At 71.0% G+C, this 18,938-nt stretch carries 14 protein-coding genes; 6 read left to right on the top strand and 8 right to left on the bottom strand.

Going from position 1 to position 18,938, the window contains the following annotated elements:
- Positions 1-242 precede the first annotated feature (242 nt).
- The 8 genes from AC0QR5_RS16450 to AC0QR5_RS16415 form a co-directional block, all read right to left on the bottom strand.
- Positions 243-2,051, bottom strand: a complete 1,809-nt coding sequence (locus AC0QR5_RS16450) for a thiamine pyrophosphate-binding protein (RefSeq protein WP_329863204.1) — start codon at positions 2,049-2,051, stop codon at positions 243-245.
- The gene (speB, locus tag AC0QR5_RS16445; RefSeq protein WP_329863202.1) at positions 2,052-3,098 is read right to left on the bottom strand and encodes an agmatinase; all 1,047 of its coding nucleotides are present in this window, start codon (positions 3,096-3,098) and stop codon (positions 2,052-2,054) included. It lies immediately after the preceding gene.
- Positions 3,099-3,276: 178 nt separating this feature from the next.
- The gene (locus AC0QR5_RS16440) at positions 3,277-4,122 is read right to left on the bottom strand and encodes an IclR family transcriptional regulator (protein ID WP_329863201.1); all 846 of its coding nucleotides are present in this window, start codon (positions 4,120-4,122) and stop codon (positions 3,277-3,279) included.
- Positions 4,123-4,286: 164 nt separating this feature from the next.
- Complete coding sequence (locus tag AC0QR5_RS16435; RefSeq protein ID WP_329863200.1) at positions 4,287-5,534, bottom strand: aminopeptidase P family protein; 1,248 nt, start codon at positions 5,532-5,534, stop codon at positions 4,287-4,289.
- Between the two features lie 76 nt (positions 5,535-5,610).
- Complete coding sequence (locus AC0QR5_RS16430; protein ID WP_329863198.1) at positions 5,611-6,993, bottom strand: MFS transporter; 1,383 nt, start codon at positions 6,991-6,993, stop codon at positions 5,611-5,613.
- A 193-nt stretch (positions 6,994-7,186) separates the two neighbouring features.
- A complete protein-coding gene (locus tag AC0QR5_RS16425; RefSeq protein ID WP_329863196.1) occupies positions 7,187-8,047 on the bottom strand; it encodes a creatininase in 861 nt (286 codons plus the stop codon).
- 63 nt (positions 8,048-8,110) lie between these two features.
- A complete protein-coding gene (locus AC0QR5_RS16420) occupies positions 8,111-9,994 on the bottom strand; it encodes a BCCT family transporter (protein WP_329863194.1) in 1,884 nt (627 codons plus the stop codon).
- Positions 9,995-10,162: 168 nt separating this feature from the next.
- A complete protein-coding gene (locus AC0QR5_RS16415; protein WP_329863192.1) occupies positions 10,163-10,864 on the bottom strand; it encodes a GntR family transcriptional regulator in 702 nt (233 codons plus the stop codon).
- A 136-nt stretch (positions 10,865-11,000) separates the two neighbouring features.
- Between AC0QR5_RS16415 and glyA the strand changes: the two genes are divergently transcribed.
- The 6 genes from glyA to AC0QR5_RS16385 all read left to right on the top strand — a co-directional run bounded on the left by glyA (position 11,001) and on the right by AC0QR5_RS16385 (position 18,929).
- A complete protein-coding gene (gene glyA / locus AC0QR5_RS16410) occupies positions 11,001-12,401 on the top strand; it encodes a serine hydroxymethyltransferase (protein ID WP_475372483.1) in 1,401 nt (466 codons plus the stop codon).
- A gap of 2 nt (positions 12,402-12,403) precedes the next feature.
- Positions 12,404-13,621 carry a sarcosine oxidase subunit beta family protein gene (locus tag AC0QR5_RS16405; RefSeq protein ID WP_329863082.1) on the top strand — a complete coding sequence of 406 codons (1,218 nt, stop codon included), beginning with the start codon at positions 12,404-12,406 and terminating at the stop codon, positions 13,619-13,621.
- Between the two features lie 11 nt (positions 13,622-13,632).
- Complete coding sequence (locus AC0QR5_RS16400) at positions 13,633-13,926, top strand: sarcosine oxidase subunit delta (RefSeq protein ID WP_329863084.1); 294 nt, start codon at positions 13,633-13,635, stop codon at positions 13,924-13,926.
- Entirely contained in the window at positions 13,923-16,832 is a 2,910-nt protein-coding gene (locus tag AC0QR5_RS16395) for a sarcosine oxidase subunit alpha family protein (RefSeq protein ID WP_329863085.1), read from the top strand. Before AC0QR5_RS16400 ends, AC0QR5_RS16395 begins: the two co-directional genes overlap by 4 nt.
- Before the next feature lie 142 nt (positions 16,833-16,974).
- A complete protein-coding gene (locus AC0QR5_RS16390; protein ID WP_329863122.1) occupies positions 16,975-17,532 on the top strand; it encodes a sarcosine oxidase subunit gamma in 558 nt (185 codons plus the stop codon).
- Positions 17,533-17,534: 2 nt separating this feature from the next.
- Positions 17,535-18,929, top strand: coding sequence for an L-serine ammonia-lyase (locus tag AC0QR5_RS16385; protein ID WP_329863087.1), 1,395 nt, complete (start codon positions 17,535-17,537; stop codon positions 18,927-18,929).
- Positions 18,930-18,938 lie beyond the last annotated feature (9 nt).

Below are 18,938 nucleotides of genomic sequence, written 5' to 3'. Positions count from 1 at the left end.
TCATGCCCCAGTGAAAGCGTCCATGTTCGGTAGGCGAACGGCGGGCGTGCGCGCTGGCGATGTGCTGGCCGGACCATCGGGCTGCGTCCACCACGGCGCGGGCCGGTTGCACAGTCGACCCAGGTCACCGCGATGAGCTGGCCCAAGAGTCGACGCGCATCATGGCCCGGGCCGGACCAACGGACTGCGCCCATCATGGCGCGGGCCGGTCAGTCGACGCGCGACACGGCGCGGGCCGTCGCTCAGTCGAGGTGCGTCGGCGCGAACATCTGCAGCAGGGTCTCGACCACCACGACGTTGGGGCCGTCGGCGGCCAGGGCCTCCTCGAGGGCGCCCTTGACGTCTCCGGGCTCCACGCGCCGCGCGGGCACGCCGAAGGATTCGGCCAGCGCCACGAAGTCGGGCCGCGCCAACTCCGTCGCCGTGGCCTTGCCAAATGCGCCCACCATGTATTCGCGCAGGATGCCGTAGCCGCCGTCGTCGACGATCAGCCACGTGACGGGCACGTTGTGCTGCCTGGCCGTGGCGAGCTCGGAGATCGAGTACATCGACGATCCATCGCCGGAGACGGCGAGCACGCGCCCGTCGACCCCCGTCTTCCCGGCCACGGCGAGGCCCACGGCACCGCCGATCGCCGCGGGGAACCCGTAACCGAGGCCACCGGCGCCCTGGGCGGAGTGGAACTGCCCGTCGCGGGAGTCCCAGCAGCTCCAGCCCCAATAGGCGGCGATCGTCATGTCCCAGAAGGTCTGCATCGAGTCCGGGACGGCGGCCCGGATGTCCGCCATAAACGCCTGCTCCTTGGCGAGGTCCTGCGCATCGAGCCGGGCCCGGACCTTGGCGAGGGTCTGGGCGACGACGTCCTCCGGCGACTTGCCGTGCCAGCTGCGGTGTCCCCCGAGCGCCACGAGCGCGTCGCCCTCGGCCACCCCGGAGGCGAAGCCCTCGTTCTCCCCGCGGGCGCGGCCGTTGCGGTCCTCCGCCACGCGGCGCAGCCCGTCGACGAGGAAGGCCAGGGCGGACTTCGCGTCGGCCCGGATGCCGAGCGCGGGACGGTTGGACTCGAGCACCCGCGGTTCGGCGTCGATCTGGATCATCCGGCCGCGCGGGTTGAGCGTGAAGTAGTTGGACGTGACTTCGCCGAGGGAGGAACCCACGACGATCAGCACGTCCGCGTCCTCGAGCACCTCGGTGGTGTGCCGGTCCTCGACCCATGACTGCAGGCTCAGCGGGTGCTCCCACGGGAAGGCGCCGTTGCCGCCGGGCGAGCAGATCACGGGGGCGCGCAGCCCTTCGGCCACGGCGAGCAGCTCGGCCTCGGCACCGGCACGGCGCACGCCGCCGCCGGCGACGATCGCCGGCCGCTCGGCCACGGACAGCCACCGCATGGCCTCGCGGATCAGCTCGACGCGCGGCGGGTGGTCGTACGGCTCGGCGAGCGCGTCGAAGACCGGCGGGACGAAGACCTCGGCCAGCAGTACGTCCTGCGGCACCTCGACCCACACGGGGCCCTGCGGCACGGTCACGGCGTCCGCCCAGGCGTCCTGGATCGCGGACGGGATGCCGGAGGCGTGGTGGACGGTGCGCTGGCTCTTGGTGACGTTCGCGGCCGAGGCCTTCTGGTCGTCGAGCTGGTGCAGCATGCCCTTGCGGCGGGCGCCGAGGCCGTCGAGCGGGATCTGGCTCGCGACGACGACCATCGGCACGCCGGTCGCGTAGGCCTCCTGCAGCCCGGCGAGGGAGGTCAGGGCGCCCGGCCCGGTGGAGAGGAACAGGACGCCGACCTCGCCCGTGGCCCGGGAGTACCCGTCGGCCGCGAACGCGGAGTTGTTCTCCACGCGGGAGGACACGAAGCGCAGCGAGGAGCGGGAGAGCGCGTCGAAGAGGCCGAGCGCGTGCTGGCCGGGGATCCCGAAGACGGTCTTGGCGCCAAGCGCCTCGAGCGTTTCGATGACCAGGTCGCCGCCGTTGCGGACGGCCCCGGCGGACGCGGTGGCGCCGGACGACGCCGGGGCCGCACCCTCGGCGGGCTGGTTCTGCTGGGTCTGCATCTACTTCACGCCCTCTTCCAGGGCCGCGGCCCCGGCGCCCTGCGCGCCGGAGGAGGCAGCGGCGTCGTACCCATTCTGCCCCGCGCGCTTGTCGGCCATCAGGGTGATCAGATCGTAGGCGACGTGGGAGGCCGCGACGCCGGTGAGCTCGGCGTGGTCGTAGGCCGGGGCGACCTCGACGACGTCGGCGCCGACCAGGTTCATGCCGCGCATGCCGCGCAGGATCTCCAGGAGCTCGCGGCTCGTGATGCCGCCGGCCTCCGGCGTGCCGGTGCCGGGCGCGTGCGCGGGGTCGAGGACGTCGATGTCGACGGAGATGTAGAGCGGACGGTTTCCGATCCGGTCGCGCAGCTTGGCCACGATCTCGGCGACGCCTTGGTAGTAGACGTCGGAGCTCGTGACGATCCCGAAGCCGAAGCGGCGGTCGTCCTCGAGGTCCTTCTTGCCGTAGAGCGGGCCGCGGGTGCCGACGTGGCTGATGGCCTCGGTGTCGAGGATGCCCTCCTCGACCGCGCGGCGGAACGGGGTGCCGTGCGTGTATTCGGCGCCGAAGTAGGTGTCCCACGTGTCCAGGTGGGCGTCGAAGTGCAGCATGGCGACGGGCTGGCCGGCGCGCTCGGCGGCGGCGCGCAGCAGCGGCAGCGCGATCGTGTGGTCGCCGCCGATCGTCATGAGGCTCGAGCCGTCGGCCGTGAGCGCGAGGGCGTTGTCCTGGATGGTCTCGATGGCCTCGTTGACGTTGAACGGGTTCACGGCCATGTCGCCGGCGTCGGCCACCTGCACGTCCTCGAACGGCGAGACGTCCAGGGCCGGGTTGTAGGGGCGCAGCAGGCGGGAGGCCTCGCGGACGTGGTTGGCGCCGAAGCGCGCGCCCGGGCGGTAGGAGACGCCGGCGTCGAACGGGACGCCGACCACCTTGATGCCGGCGCCGGAGACCTGGTCCAGCCGCGGGAGGCGGGCGTAGCTCGCGGCTCCGGCGAAGCGCGGGATGCGCGAGGAATCGATCGGCCCCAGGTGTCCGTTGGCTTCGATGCGGATTTCTTCCATGGCTTCTCCTCGGCAGGGGTACGACGCCGGGGCCCGGGTACCGCCGTGCGGTTCCGCGGGTGCCCGGCCGGGCAACGGTAGTTGCTCGTGATGAAACAGGCGTTGCCTCCAATGCTATTTGTGGCGCCCGTTACAGTCAAGGCGCGCCCGCCGGGCGGCCCGGACCGCGGTCCCGGGCTCAGCCGGCGGTTCCCCCGAGCCGGACGCTGATCTCCTCGGCGGAGCGGCGGCACGCGGCCGCGAGCGAGGCGAGCACATCCTCGGTGACGCGGTAGCGGGGGGCGGCGATCATGACCGCCGCGACCACCGTGCCACGGTGGTCGCGCACCGGAGCGGCGACGCCGACCTCGTCCTCGCTGGTCTCCCCGTAGTTGACGGCGCTCCCGGCCGCGCGGACCGCGGAGAGCCGCTCCCGATAGCCCGCGACGTCGGCGCCCCCGGACTCGAACTCGATGGACCCCTCCGCGATCAGGGCCGCGACGTCGGCCGGGTCCTCGTGCGCCAGGAACACCTGGACCGAGGCGCTCAGGCCCGTCGCGTAGCGGCTGCCCATCGGCGAGGTGTGCTTGACCTGGCGCGGGCTCGCGAGCTGTTCGACGGAGATGGACTCCGCCCCGTCCCACACCGTCAGCGCGACGGTCTCGCGCGTGGAGTCGCGCAGCTCCTCCAGCACGGGGAAGGCGATCCGGCGGACGTCGAGGTTGGCGAGCAGCGGGCCGGCGACCGCGATGAGGCCCAGCCCCAAGCGGTACTTCCGCGTCGCCTCGTCCCTTTCCACGATGCGTTCCTGTTCGAGCGTGGCCAGGATGCGGGAGACGGAGGACTTGTGAAGTCCCACCTCCCCCGCGATCTCGGTGACACCGCGGACCGGCGCCTCCACGGTGAAGCACCGCAACACGTCGACGACGTTCACGATCACGGAGGCGCCGCGGGCTCCGCCGTTCTCGCCGCCCGCCTCCCCGGCCCCGTTCCCGGGCCGGCCGTTCGCGCCGTGGCCGGGCTCCGGCGTCGTACTCCGGACCATTGCCGTCCCTTTCCCGGCCGGCCGCGCCCGCGAGGGCACGGGCCCGGCCCCTGCGTGGTGGTGTTTGCTCGAGGATACCGTGCGCCGCTCCGGGGAACCGCCCCACGGCGCAGGGCCCCGCGGCCGCCCGGAGGCGGGCGCGGGGCCCTGGCGCGTCGGCGCGGCTAGGCGTCGATGATGTTGTTCTCCGGACCGAAGCCGAACTTCGTGATGTTCTCGGCGCCTTCCTCGCCGACCACGAGGATGTCGTGCTCGCGGTAGCCGCCCGCGCCCGGCAGGCCGTCGGCGACCGTGATCATCGGCTCCATCGAGACGACCATGCCCGGCTCCAGGACCGTGTCGATGTCCTCGCGCAGCTCCAGGCCGGCCTCGCGCCCGTAGTAGTGGGACAGGACGCCGAAGGAGTGGCCGTAGCCGAAGGTGCGGTTGGCCAGGAGTCCGTGCCCGATGTAGATCTCGTTGAGCTCGGCGGCGATGTCCCGGCAGACCGCGCCGGGCTTGATGAGCTCCAGGCCGCGGCGGTGGACCTCGACGTTGATGTTCCACAGCTGAAGGCTCCGCTCGTCCGGCTGGCCCAGGAACAGGGTGCGCTCCAGGGCGGTGTAGTAGCCGGACGTCATCGGGAAGCAGTTCAGCGAGAGGATGTCGCCGCGCTGGAGCGTGCGGGTCGTGGCCCAGTTGTGGGCGCCGTCGGTGTTGATCCCGGACTGGAACCATACCCAGGTGTCGCGCACCTCGCGGTCCGGGAAGGTCCGGGCGATCTCGTGGACCATGGCCTCGGTGCCGATCAGCGCCACCTCGTACTCGCTGATCCCCTCGCGGATCGCGGCCTTGATTGCCTCGCCGCCGAGGTCGCCGATGCGGGCGCCGTGCTTGATGACCTCGATCTCCTCCGCGGACTTGATCATGCGCTGGCGCATGGCGTCCTGCGAGACGTCGACGAGCGTGGCGCCCTCGAACGCCGCCTGGATCTTCTGGCGGGTCAGCAGCGGCAGGGCGTCGTCCTCGACGCCGAGCCGGCGGGCCGTCACGCCGCGCTGGCGCAGGGCCTCCTGCAGGCCGAAGTAGAAGTTGTCCCGCTGCCAGTCGGTGTAGACGATGTTCTCGCCGTAGCTCGTGCGCCACGGCATGCCGGCGTCGATGTTGGCGGTCACGGTGACCGAGTCGTCGGCGGTGACGACCAGGGCGTAGTTGCGGCCGAAGGTCGTGTAGAGGAAGTCGGAGTAGTACTTGATGCCGTGGTAGCTCGTCAGGATGACGGCGTCGAGGTCCTGGGCGGCCATGATCCGGCGCAGGCCGGACAGGCGGCGCTCGAACTCGGCGTCGGAAAAGGTCAGCGGCTGCTTGGTGCCGTTGTGCAGGACCTTGAGGCGCTCGAGCTCGGCGATCGATCCGGGGGTGGTGATGGTCATGGTGTCCTCCTGTAGGGGTGGTGTCCGCGAGGGACGTGGGGTTGTTGGGGTTCGGTGGGCCGGGTGGAGCCGCCGCTCACTCGGTGCGCAGTGGCTTGTTGACGGTCTCGGTAGCGCAGGCAACGGCGACCAGGGAGATCGCGGCGGCGCCCATGAGGTACCAGCCGGGGGCCAGCATGCTGCCGCTGGTGGCGATCAGCCAGGTCGCCACGAGCGGCGCGGTGCCGCCGAAGACGGCGTTGGAGAGGTTGAAGCTGACGGCGAATCCCGTGTAGCGCACGCGGGTCGGGAAGAGCTCGGCGAGGAAGCTCGGAAGCGTTCCGTCGTTCAGGGTCAGTGCCGCGCCGAGCGCGATCTGGACCAGCAGGATCACGGCGAAGCTGCCCGTGCTCAGGAAGTGGAAGGCGGGAACGGTCATGGCCAGGAACACCAGAGAGGCGCTCATGAGGACCTTCTTGCGGCCGAACCTGTCCGAGAGCATGCCGGTCAGGAAGATGAAGCCGATGTACGTGGTGAGCGCGACCGTCGTGGCAAGGTAGGAGAGCGTGGCCTCGAGGCCCACCTCCTGGGACAGGTAGGTCGGCATGTAGCTGAGGATCACGTAGAACCCGACGGCGTTGAGCAACACCGCGCCGCACGCCAGCACGAGGCTCCGTCCGTGTTTGCGGAAGAGGTCGCCGACCGGCGCCTTCACGACCTCGTCCTCCCGGGCCAGCTCGCGGAAGGCGGGAGTATCCTCGAGCTTCGTGCGGATGTAGCGGCCGATCAGGCCCATGGGGGCGGCGAGCAGGAAGGGAAGCCGCCAGCCCCAATCGGACATCTGGCCTTCGTCGAGCGTCGACGTGAGGACGGCCGCGATGAGTGATCCGAAGAGCAGCCCCGCGGCCGTGGATCCGGGCACGACGGCGGCGTAGAGCCCGCGACGGTTGGCCGGCGCGTACTCCACGAGGAAGGCCGAGGCGCCCGCGTACTCGCCGGAGGCGGAGAAGCCCTGGACCACCCGCATGGCCAGCAGCGCCAAGGGCGCCCAGACGCCGATCACGCCGTAGGACGGGATCAGGGCGATGCAGAAGGTGGCGAGCGACATCAGCAGGATCGACCAGCTCAGGGCCGAGCGGCGGCCGATCCGGTCCCCGATGTGCCCCCAGATGAAGCCGCCCAGGGGACGGACCAGGAACGAGATCGCGAAGAGCGCGAACGTCAGCATGAGTCCGGTCTGCGGATCGGACTCCGGGAAGAAGACGGCGGTGATGGTGACGGCGAGGTAGCCGTAGACCGCGTAATCGAACCACTCGACGAAGTTGCCGATGAAGCTCGCGGTCACGACCCGGCGCCGGGTGGCGCTGGTGACCTGCTCGGGGCGGTTCCGGCTGTTGGGATTCGGCTCGCCGGTCCCGGCGTCGCCCGCCGGCCGAACGGACGCCGTTGTCCGTCCAGCCTGCTCGGGAAGTCGTGTCATGTGGCTCCACCCATGCTCGGGTTGCAATCAATGCAACGGTGTTGCATCCATATGAGCATGTGGGCCACGTCACGTCAAGACCCTCGCCCGCATGATTTCCTGCGGCCCGGAACACCACAAAACGTCGCGGACCACCCCCGCGTGGAGGTGGTCCGCGACGCATGGACGGCGGGCCCGCCGGGCCCTCGGACGGCTACCCGGTGGCGCCCGCGGCCGACGGCGCGGATTCCTCCGGGGACCCGCCCGGCGTCTGCCTCCTCGCCGTATCGAGTTCCCGGGCCAGGTCGGCGACGATCTCGGCCACGACCCGCTCGTACAGCAGGCGCCCCTTCTCGGCGTCGGACCCGGTCGGCGCCGAGAGGCAGCCCGTGGCCGGCGTCCGCGCTTCGACCACCGGCAGGCGGTCGAAGCGCGGCAGTTCGGCCGGCGGGTGGTCCACGGCGCGCGCCAGGTCCACGAGCGCCGGCTCGAGGTGCAGCATCAGCGAGGTCTCCAGGACCCCTCCGTGCTCGATGTCCCAGCCCGGGAAGCCGTCCGGGTACACCGCCGCGAGCACGTCGTCCGTCACGAAGTCCCAATAGGACAACAGCAGCACGCCGGGCCCGTCCGGGCCGCTCAGGCCGAGGTCCTTCACGGCGAGGTCGATCCCCTCGTAGAGGAACTGGTAGTTCTCGTAGTGGCCGTTGAGGACGACGACGTGGCGCGCACCCTGGGCGAGCAGGGATCCGACGACGTTCCGCGTCAGGCCGATGACCGTGGCCGCATCGAGGCTGACCGTTCCCGTGAGGTGGTTGCCGCCGCCGGACTTCTGCTGGGACTTGTAGCCGTAGGCGAAGGGCTGGGCGACGAGCCCGCCGATCCCCTCCGCGACCCCGGCCGCGATGCGGGCCGAGAGGATCGCATCGGTGCCCAACGGCAGATGGGGGCCGTGCTGCTCCAGGGCTCCGACCGGCAGGACCACGGTCCCCGCGCCGCCGGCGAGCCAGTGGGCGAAGGCGTGGGCATCGATCTCGGCCAGGTGGACGCGTGCCGCACCTGGTGTTCCCTGTTCCATGTTTGCTCCTGATTCCGCGCGCGGCAGGCGGCCGCGCGCCGTCGTGGTGTGGGGCCGGCCGGGTCAGCCGCGGTCGCCGCCGGGGGACTCGGGCGGGAGGACGGGCAGTCCGTCGTCGTCGAGGAAGCGGTCCTCGTCGCGCGGTTGCGGGTCGTTGACGTCCTTCTCCAGCTGCTTGACCTCCTTGGTGCGGCAGCGCAGCCGCCGGATCAGGTTGGCGATCATCAGCAGGATGACGAAGGAGAAGGGGAAGGCCCCGATGATGGTCCCGGTCTGGACCGTGTCGACGACCGCCGTACCGCCGAGCGAGAGGAGGACGATCGCCACCGAGGCGATGCTCGCCACGAGGACCACGCGGAACCACGGCCCGGCCTTTTTCGGCGCGGAGACGAACTCCGCGAGGGCGTAGGTGCCGGAATCGAGGCTCGTGACGTAGTAGGTGGCCACGAGGATCGTCGCCACGATGATCAGCAGGACGCCGATGACCGGGATCATGCCCAGCATGGAGAACAGTCCGCTCGAAGTGTCTGCCGCGACGTCGTCGGAAATCGACCGGTTCGTGGCGTCGTCGTAGTACAGGGCGGCGGATCCGATGATCCCGATCCACACCATGACGATGAGCGACGGGATGATGGTCACGCCCAGGACGAACTCGCGGATCGTGCGGCCGCGGGAGATGCGGGCGATAAAGCCGGCCACGAACGGTGAGAAGGCGATCACCCAGCACCAGATGAACACCGTCCACCAGCCGTTCCAACTGTCCTGCCAGCTCTCGAGCGGTCCGGTGGCCGTCGCAGCATCGGTCCAGAGGCTCATCGGCACGAAGTTGTAGAAGAACGCGCCGAAGGTCTGGGACATGTTGGACAGGATGTAGACGATGGGGCCGAAGAGGAAGACACCGACGACCAGGACGATGCTGAGGATCGAGTTGGCCTCGCTGATGCGCTTCATGCCCTTGTTGACTCCGACGAAGGCGGACACCGCGGCGAGCACGCCGAGCCCGGCGATGACACCGACCCACACCCACGGCCCCGGCTCGATGCCGGTGAACGCGGCCAGGCCGGAGGTGAACTGCATCGCTGCGAAACCGAAGGACGTCGCGAGCCCGAGCACGGTGGCGATGATCGCGAGGAGCTCCACGACGACGCCGGCGGGCCGCTGGATCCTTTCCGGAAGGATGTCCACCGTCGCCTCGCGGAACGTCAGGGTCTTGCCGAGGTTGTGATGGGAGTAGGCGAGGCAGATCGCGACGACGCAGTACATCGCCCACGCGGTGAGCCCCCAGTGGAAGTAGGCCCAGACGATCCCGGCTTCCCCGGGATTGCCGTTCGCGGCCATGAGCGGCGCGTCGTCGCGGAGCATGATCGGCTCGGCGACGGACCAGAAGATCAGGCCGATGCCCTGCCCGCAGGCGAAGAGCATGGAGTACCAGGCGAATTTGCTGTGCTCTGGCTTGGACTTCGGCCCGCCGAGCCGGATGCGCCCCACCTTGGAGAACGCGAGCCAGACGCAGACGACGACGGCGATGACGGAATAGAGGATGAACAGCCAGGTGAAGCCGGACGTCACGAAGGTCCGCATCTCTCCGATGACGAAGGCGGCCCCGGCGGGATCCACCGTGACGGCGATGATGACGGCGACGATCAGGACGGGCGGGAGGATCTTGATGACCGCGCGGTCCAGCGGTGGGATGACGCGGCCGCGGAAGCGCGGCAGGTTCACACCGGGGCGGTTTCTCCCGCCGTCCGGGGACGGCGCCGGGGCCCCCGCGAGCGGTTCGGCGACGGACGGGGCGGGCGCGGGCGGGTCGGCGGCGGCCCGGTCGACGGCCGCGGGCCGGGGAGTTGGTGTCGTGGTTGCGGAGGGATGGGGAGCGGCCGGGGCGGGGACGACGCCGTCGTCGTTTCCGCCGCGCAGCCCGGTGGCATTGGATTCGGTGTGTGACATCTGGAGGGCCCTTCGGTTCTCCGGCCCGTTGGGCCGGTTTTCTGGGGAAGATGCGGAAACACGAGAGTTGCGATCTACGCAACTGTGTTGCAGATCACTCTACCCAGAGGGCGCTGACAGTCAAGGATTGTTGCGGACGCGACCGTGCGGCCGGGCCGGAGCCAGCACTCAGAGAACGGCGCGGACCGCCTGCTCGAAGTGCCCCACGTGCTCCGTGGCAAGCCGCTCGGCCTCGTCCGGATCGCCGTCGAGGATGGCCCGGAGGAGGCCCACGTGCTCCGCGATATGGCTCTCGATCGACGGCAGGCGGTCCAGGACCAGGCACCAGATGCGGGTCGCCAGGTTGTCGAGCCTCACGAGCGACTCCTCGAGGTGCAGGTTGCCGGCGGCCCGGTAGATGAGGCGGTGGACCTCGAGGTCGTACTCCATGAGCTCGCGGCGACCCCGGCCGCCGTCGAGGGAGCCGATGGCCTCGGCAACGTCCTCCAGCTCGGCCCGGACTGCCGGATGCGGATTCCGGGCGGCCTTGCGCGCCGCGAGCGGCTCCAGGACGGCGCGGACCTCGGAGATGGCCGCCAGCTCGGTGATGTCCACGATCGTCGCGAACGTGCCCCGGCGGGGGTAGGAGACGACGAGGTGGTCCGTCTCGAGCCGCTTGAGCGCCTCCCGCAGCGGCGTGCGGCCGAAGCCGAGCTCCGCCGCGAGGGCCCCCTCGTTGAGGGGGTCGCCGGGGGCGATGTCGAGCATGATCAGCCGGTCGCGCAGGATCCGGTAGGCCTGCCCGGCCAGCGACCCCTCGGAGCCCGGGGCCCGCCCGCCGCTACCGGTCGCGGGATTCCGAGCGCCTCCGGCGGTGGTTGACGTGCTCATCGGCTCCTCCTGCTTGTCGCGGCCCCGGTTCCTCCCGCCGGTTTCGGCGAAGGCCTTGACGCCCTGTGATCCCGATCATACTATGAGTCGCACAGTGATATATCAGTTGTCGACCATTAGTTCCCCAGGAGGATTCATGTCCCAGGCCACAGAGATCGCATCCGGCGGCGCATCAACGGAGGCCGACCGCGTCGCCGGGCCGGGCACCACGTATGAGCCGGTGGTCGCGGGGTCGTTGACGGCGTCGTTGGCCGCGTTGGATCCGGAGGTCGCTGCGGGGATCGACGCGGAGCTGTCGCGGCAGCGGGGCGGTCTGGAGATGATCGCTTCGGAGAACCACACGGCGCAGGCGGTGATGGCGGCGCAGGGTTCGGTGTTGACGAACAAGTACGCCGAAGGGTATCCGGGGCGGCGCTACTACGGTGGGTGCGAGCACGTGGACGTGATCGAGTCGCTGGCGATCGAGCGGGTCAAGGCGCTCTTCGGGGCGGGTTTCGCGAACGTGCAGCCGCATTCGGGGGCCCAGGCCAACGCGTCGGTGATGCACGCGCTGATCCGTCCCGGCGACACGGTGCTGGGGTTGAATCTGGCCCATGGCGGGCACTTGACGCACGGGATGAAGATCAACTTCTCCGGCCGCTTGTACACGATCGTCCCGTACGGGGTGGACGAGTCCAGCTACGAGGTGGACATGGACGAGGTCGAGGCCCTGGCGTTGGAGCACCGGCCGAAGCTGATCGTGGCCGGTTGGTCGGCGTATCCGCGGCAGCTGGACTTCGCCCGCTTCCGGGCGATCGCGGATGCGGTCGGGGCGTACCTGATGGTGGACATGGCGCATTTCGCGGGCCTGGTCGCGGCTGGGCTGCATCCCTCCCCGGTCCCGCACGCGCACGTGGTGACCTCCACGACGCACAAGACGCTGGCGGGCCCGCGCGGCGGAATCATCCTCTCCAACGATCCGGAGATCGCCAAGAAGGTCAACTCCGCGGTGTTCCCGGGCCAGCAGGGCGGGCCGTTGGAGCACGTGATCGCGGGCAAGGCGGTCGCGTTCAAGATCGCCGCGGGCGAGGAGTTCGCCGAACGCCAGGCGCGGACCCTGGCCGGGGCGCGGATCCTGGCCGAACGCCTCACCCGCCCGGACGTGGCCTCGCGGGGGATCAGCGTCTTGACCGGGGGCACGGACGTGCACCTGGTGCTGGTGGACCTGCGGGACTCGGTGCTCGACGGGCAGCAGGCGGAGGATCTGCTCGCGTCCGTGGAGATCACGGTGAACCGCAACGCGGTCCCGTTCGATCCGCGCCCGCCGATGGTGACCTCGGGGCTGCGGATCGGGACCCCGGCCCTGGCCACACGCGGCTTCTCCGAGGCAGCGTTCGCCGAGGTCGCGGACGTGATCGCCGAGGCCCTGATCGCCGGGACCGACGAAAACGGTGCCGATCCGGAGACCCTGGCCGGCCTGAAGGAACGCGTCGAGGCCCTCGCCACCGCCCACCCCCTCTACCCGGACCTGCCGAACCTCGAAACGATGGGAGCCTGACCATGGCCGACCTGCTTCCGGAGCACCCGGACTTCCTCTGGCGCAACCCCGACCCCAAGCCGGGCTACGACGCCGTCATCGTCGGCGGCGGCGGCCACGGCCTCGCCACCGCCTACTTCCTCGCCAAGAACCACGGGATGACCAACATCGCGGTCCTGGAACGCGGTTGGCTCGCGGGCGGCAACATGGCCCGCAACACCACGATCATCCGCTCCAACTACCTGTGGGACGAATCCGCCGCGATCTACGAGCACTCGCTCAAGCTCTGGGAGCAGCTGCCGGAGGAGCTCGAGTACGACTTCCTCTTCTCCCAGCGCGGCGTCATGAACCTGGCCCATACCCTCGGCGACGTCCGCGAGTCCCAGCGCCGCGTCAACGCCAACGTCCTCAACGGGGTCGACGCCGAATGGCTCACCCCGGAGCAGGTCAAGGAACTGTGCCCGATCATCAACATCGGCGACGACATCCGCTACCCCGTCATGGGCGCCACCTACCAGCCGCGGGCCGGCATCGCCAAGCACGACCACGTCGCGTGGGCCTTCGCCCGCAAGTGCGACGAGATGGGCGTGGACATCATCCAGAACTGCGAGGTCACCGGATTCATCAAGGACGGCAACCGCGTCATCGGCGTCGAGACCTCGCGCGGTCGGATCAACGCCGGCAAGGTCGGCCTCGCCGCCGCGGGCCACTCCTCCGTCCTCGCCGAGTTGGCCGGGTTCCGCCTGCCGATCCAGTCCCACCCCCTGCAGGCACTCGTCTCGGAGCTCTTCGAACCGGTCCACCCCACGGTCGTCATGTCCAACCACGTCCACGTGTACGTCTCGCAGGCGCACAAGGGCGAACTCGTCATGGGCGCAGGCGTCGACACCTACAACGGCTACGGCCAGCGCGGCGCGTTCCACGTGATCGAGGAGCAGATGGCCGCCGCGGTGGAGCTGTTCCCCATCTTCGCCCGCGCGCATCTGCTGCGCACATGGGGCGGGATCGTCGACGTGACACTCGACGCCTCCCCGATCGTCTCCACGACGCCGATCGACGAGCTCTTCGTCAATTGCGGCTGGGGCACCGGCGGCTTCAAGGGCACCCCCGGCGCGGGCTACGCGTTCGCCCACACGATCGCCACGGGCGAGGCCCACCCCCTCAACGCCCCGTTCTCGCTGGACCGCTTCGAGACCGGGCACCTCATCGACGAACACGGCGCCGCCGCCGTGGCCCACTAGGAAGGACGGCCATGCTACTGATCGACTGCCCCCACTGCGGACCCCGCGACGAGGTCGAGTTCCACTACGGCGGCCAGGCGCACGTCGCCTACCCCGCCGCGCCGGAAGAGCTGAGCGACCGCGAATGGGCGGAGTACCTCTTCTACCGCGAGAACCCCAAGGGCCTCTTCGCCGAACGCTGGCAGCACTCCACGGGGTGCCGCAAGTGGTTCAACGCCGTGCGCGACACGGCCAGCTACGAGTTCAAGGCCGTCTACGCCATGGGCGCCGAACGGCCCACCGTCTTCGAAGGAGGAAGCAAGTGAGCACCGCACGCCTGGACGCCGTCCGCGCCGCCGGCCACGGGATCGACCGCACGCGGGAGGTCTCCTTCCGCGTCGACGGCCTGGACTACACGGGGTACGAGGGCGACACGCTCGCCAGCGCCCTCGTGGCTTCGGGCCGCCTTGACTGCGGCCCGTCGATGTACCTCGGCCGTCCCCGCGGCATCATGAGCGCCGGAGTCGAGGAGTCCAACGCCCTCGTGACCGTCCGCTCGCGCTTCCCCGGCCACGTCGACGAGTCCATGCTCCCGGCCACCACCGTGGAGCTCACCGACGGGCTCGAGGCGCGGTTCCTGAGCGGCCTCGGGACCCTCGACCCGCGCAAGGACGAGGCGGTGTACGACCGCAAGTACGTCCACGCGGACGTCCTCGTCGTCGGCGCCGGCCCGGCCGGCCTCGCCGCGGCCCGCGAGGCCGCCAAGACGGGGGCCCGCACGATCCTGATGGACGACCAGCCCTCCGCCGGCGGCTCGCTGCTGTCCTCCCGCGGCGAGTCGATCGACGGCGTGGACGCCCTCGAGTGGGTGTCTTCCACGCTCGACCGGCTGGCCGGGGCGGAGGACTTCACCTACCTGCCCCGCACCACGGTCTTCGGCAGCTACGACGCGAACTACCTCGTCGCCGTCCAGCACCGTACCGACCACCTGCCGGCCCGCGAGCGCCGCGGCGTCTCCCGGCAGCGGATCTGGCACGTCCGCGCCTCCCGCGTGGTCCTGGCCACGGGCGCCCACGAGCGGCCGATCGTGTTCGCCAACAACGACCGGCCCGGCATCATGCTCGCCGGTGCCGTGCGCTCCTACCTGAACCGCTACGCGGCCGCCGCCGGGCGCAATGTCGTGGTCGCGACGACGAACGACTCCGCCTACGCCCTCGTCGAGGACCTGCACGCCGCCGGCCTCGGCACCGCCGTCGTCGTCGACTCCCGCCCGGCTCCTTCCCCCACGGCCGCGGCCGTGCTCGAGGCGACCGGCGTGCGCGGGGTCTTCGGCTCCGCCGTCGTGGACACGGCCGGCGCGGGCACCGCCGGCCGGGTCAGCTCCGTGGACGTGTCCCGGATCGACGACGCCGGCCGGCCGAGCGGTGCGGTCGAGACCGTCGAGGCGGACCTCCTCGCCGTCTCCGGCGGCTTCTCCCCCGTGGTCCACCTGCACAGCCAGCGTCAGGGCCGGATCGTCTGGAACGAGGACATCGCGGCGTTCGTCCCGGGCTCCCCCGTCGCGGAGCAGGAGCTCGCGGGCGCGGCCACGGGCTCCTACTCCCTCCACGAGGCGCTCTCCCAGGGCGCCCTCGCCGGCCACCGCGCGGCCCGGGCCGCGGGACGCCAGGCGCCGCTCGTGGTGCCCTCGGCCCCGGCCGGCGACACCGGCCCCGTCCGGCCCCTGTGGCTGGTCCCGGGGCTGACCGGCGAACCGGCCGGCTGGTCCACGCACTTCGTGGATCTGCAGCGGGACCAGACCGTGGCCGACGTGCTGCGCGCGACCGGCGCCGGCATGCGCTCCGTGGAGCACGTCAAGCGCTACACCTCGATCTCCACGGCCAACGACCAGGGCAAGACGAGCGGTGTCAACGCCATCGGCGTGATCGCGGCCGCCCTGAATGAGCCGGACCTCGGCTCGATCGGCACGACGACGTTCCGGGCGCCGTTCACGCCCGTCGCGTTCACGGCCCTCGCGGGCAGGCAGCGCGGCGAGCTGTTCGATCCCGCCCGGATCACCTCGATCCACCCGTGGCACGTGGCCCGCGGCGCCCTCTTCGAGGATGTCGGGCAGTGGAAGCGCCCCTGGTACTACCCGCGGCCCGGCGAGGACATGGACGCGGCCGTGCTGCGCGAGTGCGCCGCCGTGCGGGAGTCCGTGGGGTTCATGGACGCCACGACGCTGGGCAAGATCGAGATCCGCGGCACGGACGCGGGCGAGTTCCTGAACCGCGTCTATACCAACGCGTTCAAGAAGCTCGCCCCGGGCATGGGCCGGTACGGAGTGATGTGCACCCCCGATGGCATGGTGTTCGACGACGGCGTGACCCTGCGCCTGGACGAGGACCGCTACTTCATGACCACGACGACGGGCGGCGCCGCCAAGGTCCTCGATTGGCTCGAGGAGTGGCACCAGACGGAGTGGCCGGAGCTCGACGTGGTCTGCACTTCCGTCACGGAGCAGTGGGGCACCGTCGCCGTCGTGGGGCCGAAGTCCCGCGCCGTGATCGCGAAACTGGCCCCTGAGCTGGACCTCGACAACGAGTCGTTCAAGTTCATGGCCTTCCGCGAGACGACGCTGGCCAACGGGATCCCCGCGCGGATCTGCCGGATCTCCTTCTCCGGCGAACTGGCGTTCGAAATCAACGTCGAGGCGTTCTACGGGCTGGCCGTCTGGGAGGCCGTCGCCGAGGCCGGGGCGGAGTTCGGGATCACTCCGTACGGCACCGAGACCATGCACGTGCTGCGCGCCGAGAAGGGCTTCATCATCGTCGGCCAGGACACCGACGGCACGGTGACGCCGCAGGACGCCGGCATGGACTGGGTCGTCTCCAAGGCCAAGGACTTCATCGGCAGGCGCTCGTTCGCCCGCCAGGACACCTCGCGCACCGACCGCAAGCACCTCGTCGGCGTGCTCCCCGTGGACGCCGCCACGCGGCTCCCGGAGGGGGCGCAGCTCGTCACGGCGGGCACGCCCATCACGCCGGCGGAGGCACCCGTGCCGATGATCGGCCACGTCACCTCCTCCTACCTCTCCGCCACCCTGGGCCGCCCGTTCGGCCTGGCCCTGGTCGACAACGGCCGCCACCGGATCGGCGAGGTCGTCCAGGCCCCGCTCGACGGCCGGCTCGTCGACGTCGAAATCACATCCCCCGTCCTCTACGACCCCGAAGGGAGCCGTCGCGATGGCTGAGAACACCCTGACCGCAACCGCCGGCACGGCGCGCACCGCCGACCACGGAACCCCCACGACGCCTGACACCGTTCCGGCCCCCGCCCCGGCCTCCGCGCTCGACGCCCTGCGCTCCTCGCCCGCGGCGCACCTGGCCGCCCAGATGGCCGCGGCGGCCGTGGAGGGCGAACGCGCCGTGTCCCTGCGCGAGATCGCCTTCAGCGTCCAGCTGGGGCTGCGTGCCGTGCCGGGATCCGACTCCGCGGCGGCCCTCGAGCGGGCCCTCGGCGTACCGCTGCCGGCCCGCGCCGGCGAGGTCACGGGCGAGGCCTCGGCTCAGCACGTGCTGTGGCTGTCCCCCGACGAGTTCCTCGCCGTCGACGTCTCCCGGCGCCAGCTTCCGGGCGCCGTCGACGGGGCCGCCGCGGCGCTCGAGGGCCTCCCCGGCCAGGCCGTGGACCTCTCCGCCAACCGCACGGTCCTGGAGCTGTCCGGGCCGAGTGCGCGGGCCGTGCTGGAGAAGGGCTGCCACGCGGACCTGCACCCGCGCGCCTTCGCGGTCGGCACCGCCGTCGCGACCCAGCTCGGGCCCGTGCCCGTCCTGCTGCACCACGCGGGTCCGGACGTGTTCCGCCTGTTCCCGCGGGCCTCCTTCGCCGACTACCTGGTGCGCTGGCTCCTGGACGCCATGGCGGAGTTCGCCGGCGACGAGGTGCCGTAGCCATGGACCTCTCGGTCCTGGACCTGTTCTCCATCGGCATCGGCCCCTCCTCCTCGCACACGGTGGGGCCGATGCGGGCGGCACGGCGCTTCACGTCCGAGCTCGCGTCCGCGGGGCTGCTGACCTCGACGGCGCGGGTCAAGGCGGAGCTGTTCGGCTCGCTCGGCGCCACGGGGATCGGGCACGGTTCGGATGCCGCGGTGGTCCTGGGCCTGGCGGGCTGCGACCCGGAGACGGTCGACGCCGACGCCGCGCCGGGGATCGTCGCCGACGCGGTTCACTCGGGCAAGATCAGCCTCGGCGGGGCCCACGAGGTCGCGTTCGAGCGGTCCCGGGACGTTCTCCTGCACCGGCGGCGCAGCCTTCCGGGGCACCCGAACGCCCTGCGCCTGACGGCCTACGGGTACGACGCCGGGGCGCTGGCCGAGCGCGACTACTACTCCGTGGGCGGTGGGTTCGTCGTCGCGGCCGAGGAGGCCGGGGGCCCGGTCCCCGCGGCCTCCGGTGCGGGGGCCGCGCCGGAGCTCCCCTACCCGTTCGCGAGCGGCGACGAGCTGCTGCGGCGGTGCCGCGAATCGGGGCTGTCGATCGCGGACGTGATGCGCGCCAACGAGTCGGCCCGCGGCGACCTCGCCGACATCGAGGCGGGGCTGCTGCGGATCTGGGACGTCATGCAGGAATGCGTCGAGAACGGGTGCACGCGCACCGAGGCGACGCTGCCCGGGGGACTCAAGGTCCGGCGTCGTGCCCCCGCGCTGCGGGAGCAGTTGCGCCGGCAGGAGGCCGAGCGCACGCTCGAGGACCCGTTGTGGGCCATGGAATGGGTCAACCTCTACGCGCTCGCGGTGAACGAGGAGAACGCCTCGGGCGGGAGGATCGTCACGGCTCCGACCAACGGCGCCGCGGGAATCATCCCGGCCGTCCTGCACTACTACACGCGCTTCGTGGGCGGCGGAGAGGAGCAGGTGCTGGACTTCCTCTTCACCGCCGGTGCGATCGGCATGCTGTTCAAGCGCAACGCCTCGATCTCGGGGGCTGAGGTGGGGTGCCAGGGCGAGGTCGGCTCGGCCTGCTCCATGGCCGCCGGGGCGTTGTGCGCCGTGCTCGGCGGGACGCCGGAGCACGTGGAGAACGCCGCGGAGATCGGGATCGAACACAATCTCGGGCTCACGTGCGATCCGGTCGGCGGACTCGTCCAGGTGCCCTGCATCGAACGCAACGCGATCGCATCGGTCAAGGCCATCAACGCGGCCCGCCTGGCCAGGGCCGGGGACGGGGAGCACCGGGTCAGCCTCGACCAGGCCATCAAGACGATGCGCGAGACCGGCGCGGACATGAAATCCAAGTACAAGGAGACCTCGCGCGGCGGACTCGCCGTGAACGTGGTCGAATGCTGAGACGGAAGG

Source organism: Arthrobacter sp. J156 (genome assembly GCF_056172865.1).
Note: the sequence above shows the minus strand (reverse complement) of the source record. Positions and strands in the feature narration are given on the sequence as shown.

Bases quoted from the DNA above. Each gene is read 5' to 3' on its own strand.
- AC0QR5_RS16405 (WP_329863082.1), top strand. From the start codon at position 12,404: ATGGCCGACCTGCTTCCGGAGCACCCGGACTTCCTCTGGCGCAACCCC.
- AC0QR5_RS16440 (WP_329863201.1), bottom strand. From the start codon at position 4,122: ATGGTCCGGAGTACGACGCCGGAGCCCGGCCACGGCGCGAACGGCCGG.
- AC0QR5_RS16420 (WP_329863194.1), bottom strand. From the start codon at position 9,994: ATGTCACACACCGAATCCAATGCCACCGGGCTGCGCGGCGGAAACGAC.
- AC0QR5_RS16400 (WP_329863084.1), top strand. From the start codon at position 13,633: ATGCTACTGATCGACTGCCCCCACTGCGGACCCCGCGACGAGGTCGAG.
- speB (WP_329863202.1), bottom strand. From the start codon at position 3,098: ATGGAAGAAATCCGCATCGAAGCCAACGGACACCTGGGGCCGATCGAT.
- AC0QR5_RS16390 (WP_329863122.1), top strand. From the start codon at position 16,975: ATGGCCGCGGCGGCCGTGGAGGGCGAACGCGCCGTGTCCCTGCGCGAG.
- glyA (WP_475372483.1), top strand. From the start codon at position 11,001: ATGTCCCAGGCCACAGAGATCGCATCCGGCGGCGCATCAACGGAGGCC.
- AC0QR5_RS16415 (WP_329863192.1), bottom strand. From the start codon at position 10,864: ATGAGCACGTCAACCACCGCCGGAGGCGCTCGGAATCCCGCGACCGGT.
- AC0QR5_RS16430 (WP_329863198.1), bottom strand. From the start codon at position 6,993: ATGACACGACTTCCCGAGCAGGCTGGACGGACAACGGCGTCCGTTCGG.
- AC0QR5_RS16450 (WP_329863204.1), bottom strand. From the start codon at position 2,051: ATGCAGACCCAGCAGAACCAGCCCGCCGAGGGTGCGGCCCCGGCGTCG.
- AC0QR5_RS16385 (WP_329863087.1), top strand. From the start codon at position 17,535: ATGGACCTCTCGGTCCTGGACCTGTTCTCCATCGGCATCGGCCCCTCC.
- AC0QR5_RS16425 (WP_329863196.1), bottom strand. From the start codon at position 8,047: ATGGAACAGGGAACACCAGGTGCGGCACGCGTCCACCTGGCCGAGATC.
- AC0QR5_RS16435 (WP_329863200.1), bottom strand. From the start codon at position 5,534: ATGACCATCACCACCCCCGGATCGATCGCCGAGCTCGAGCGCCTCAAG.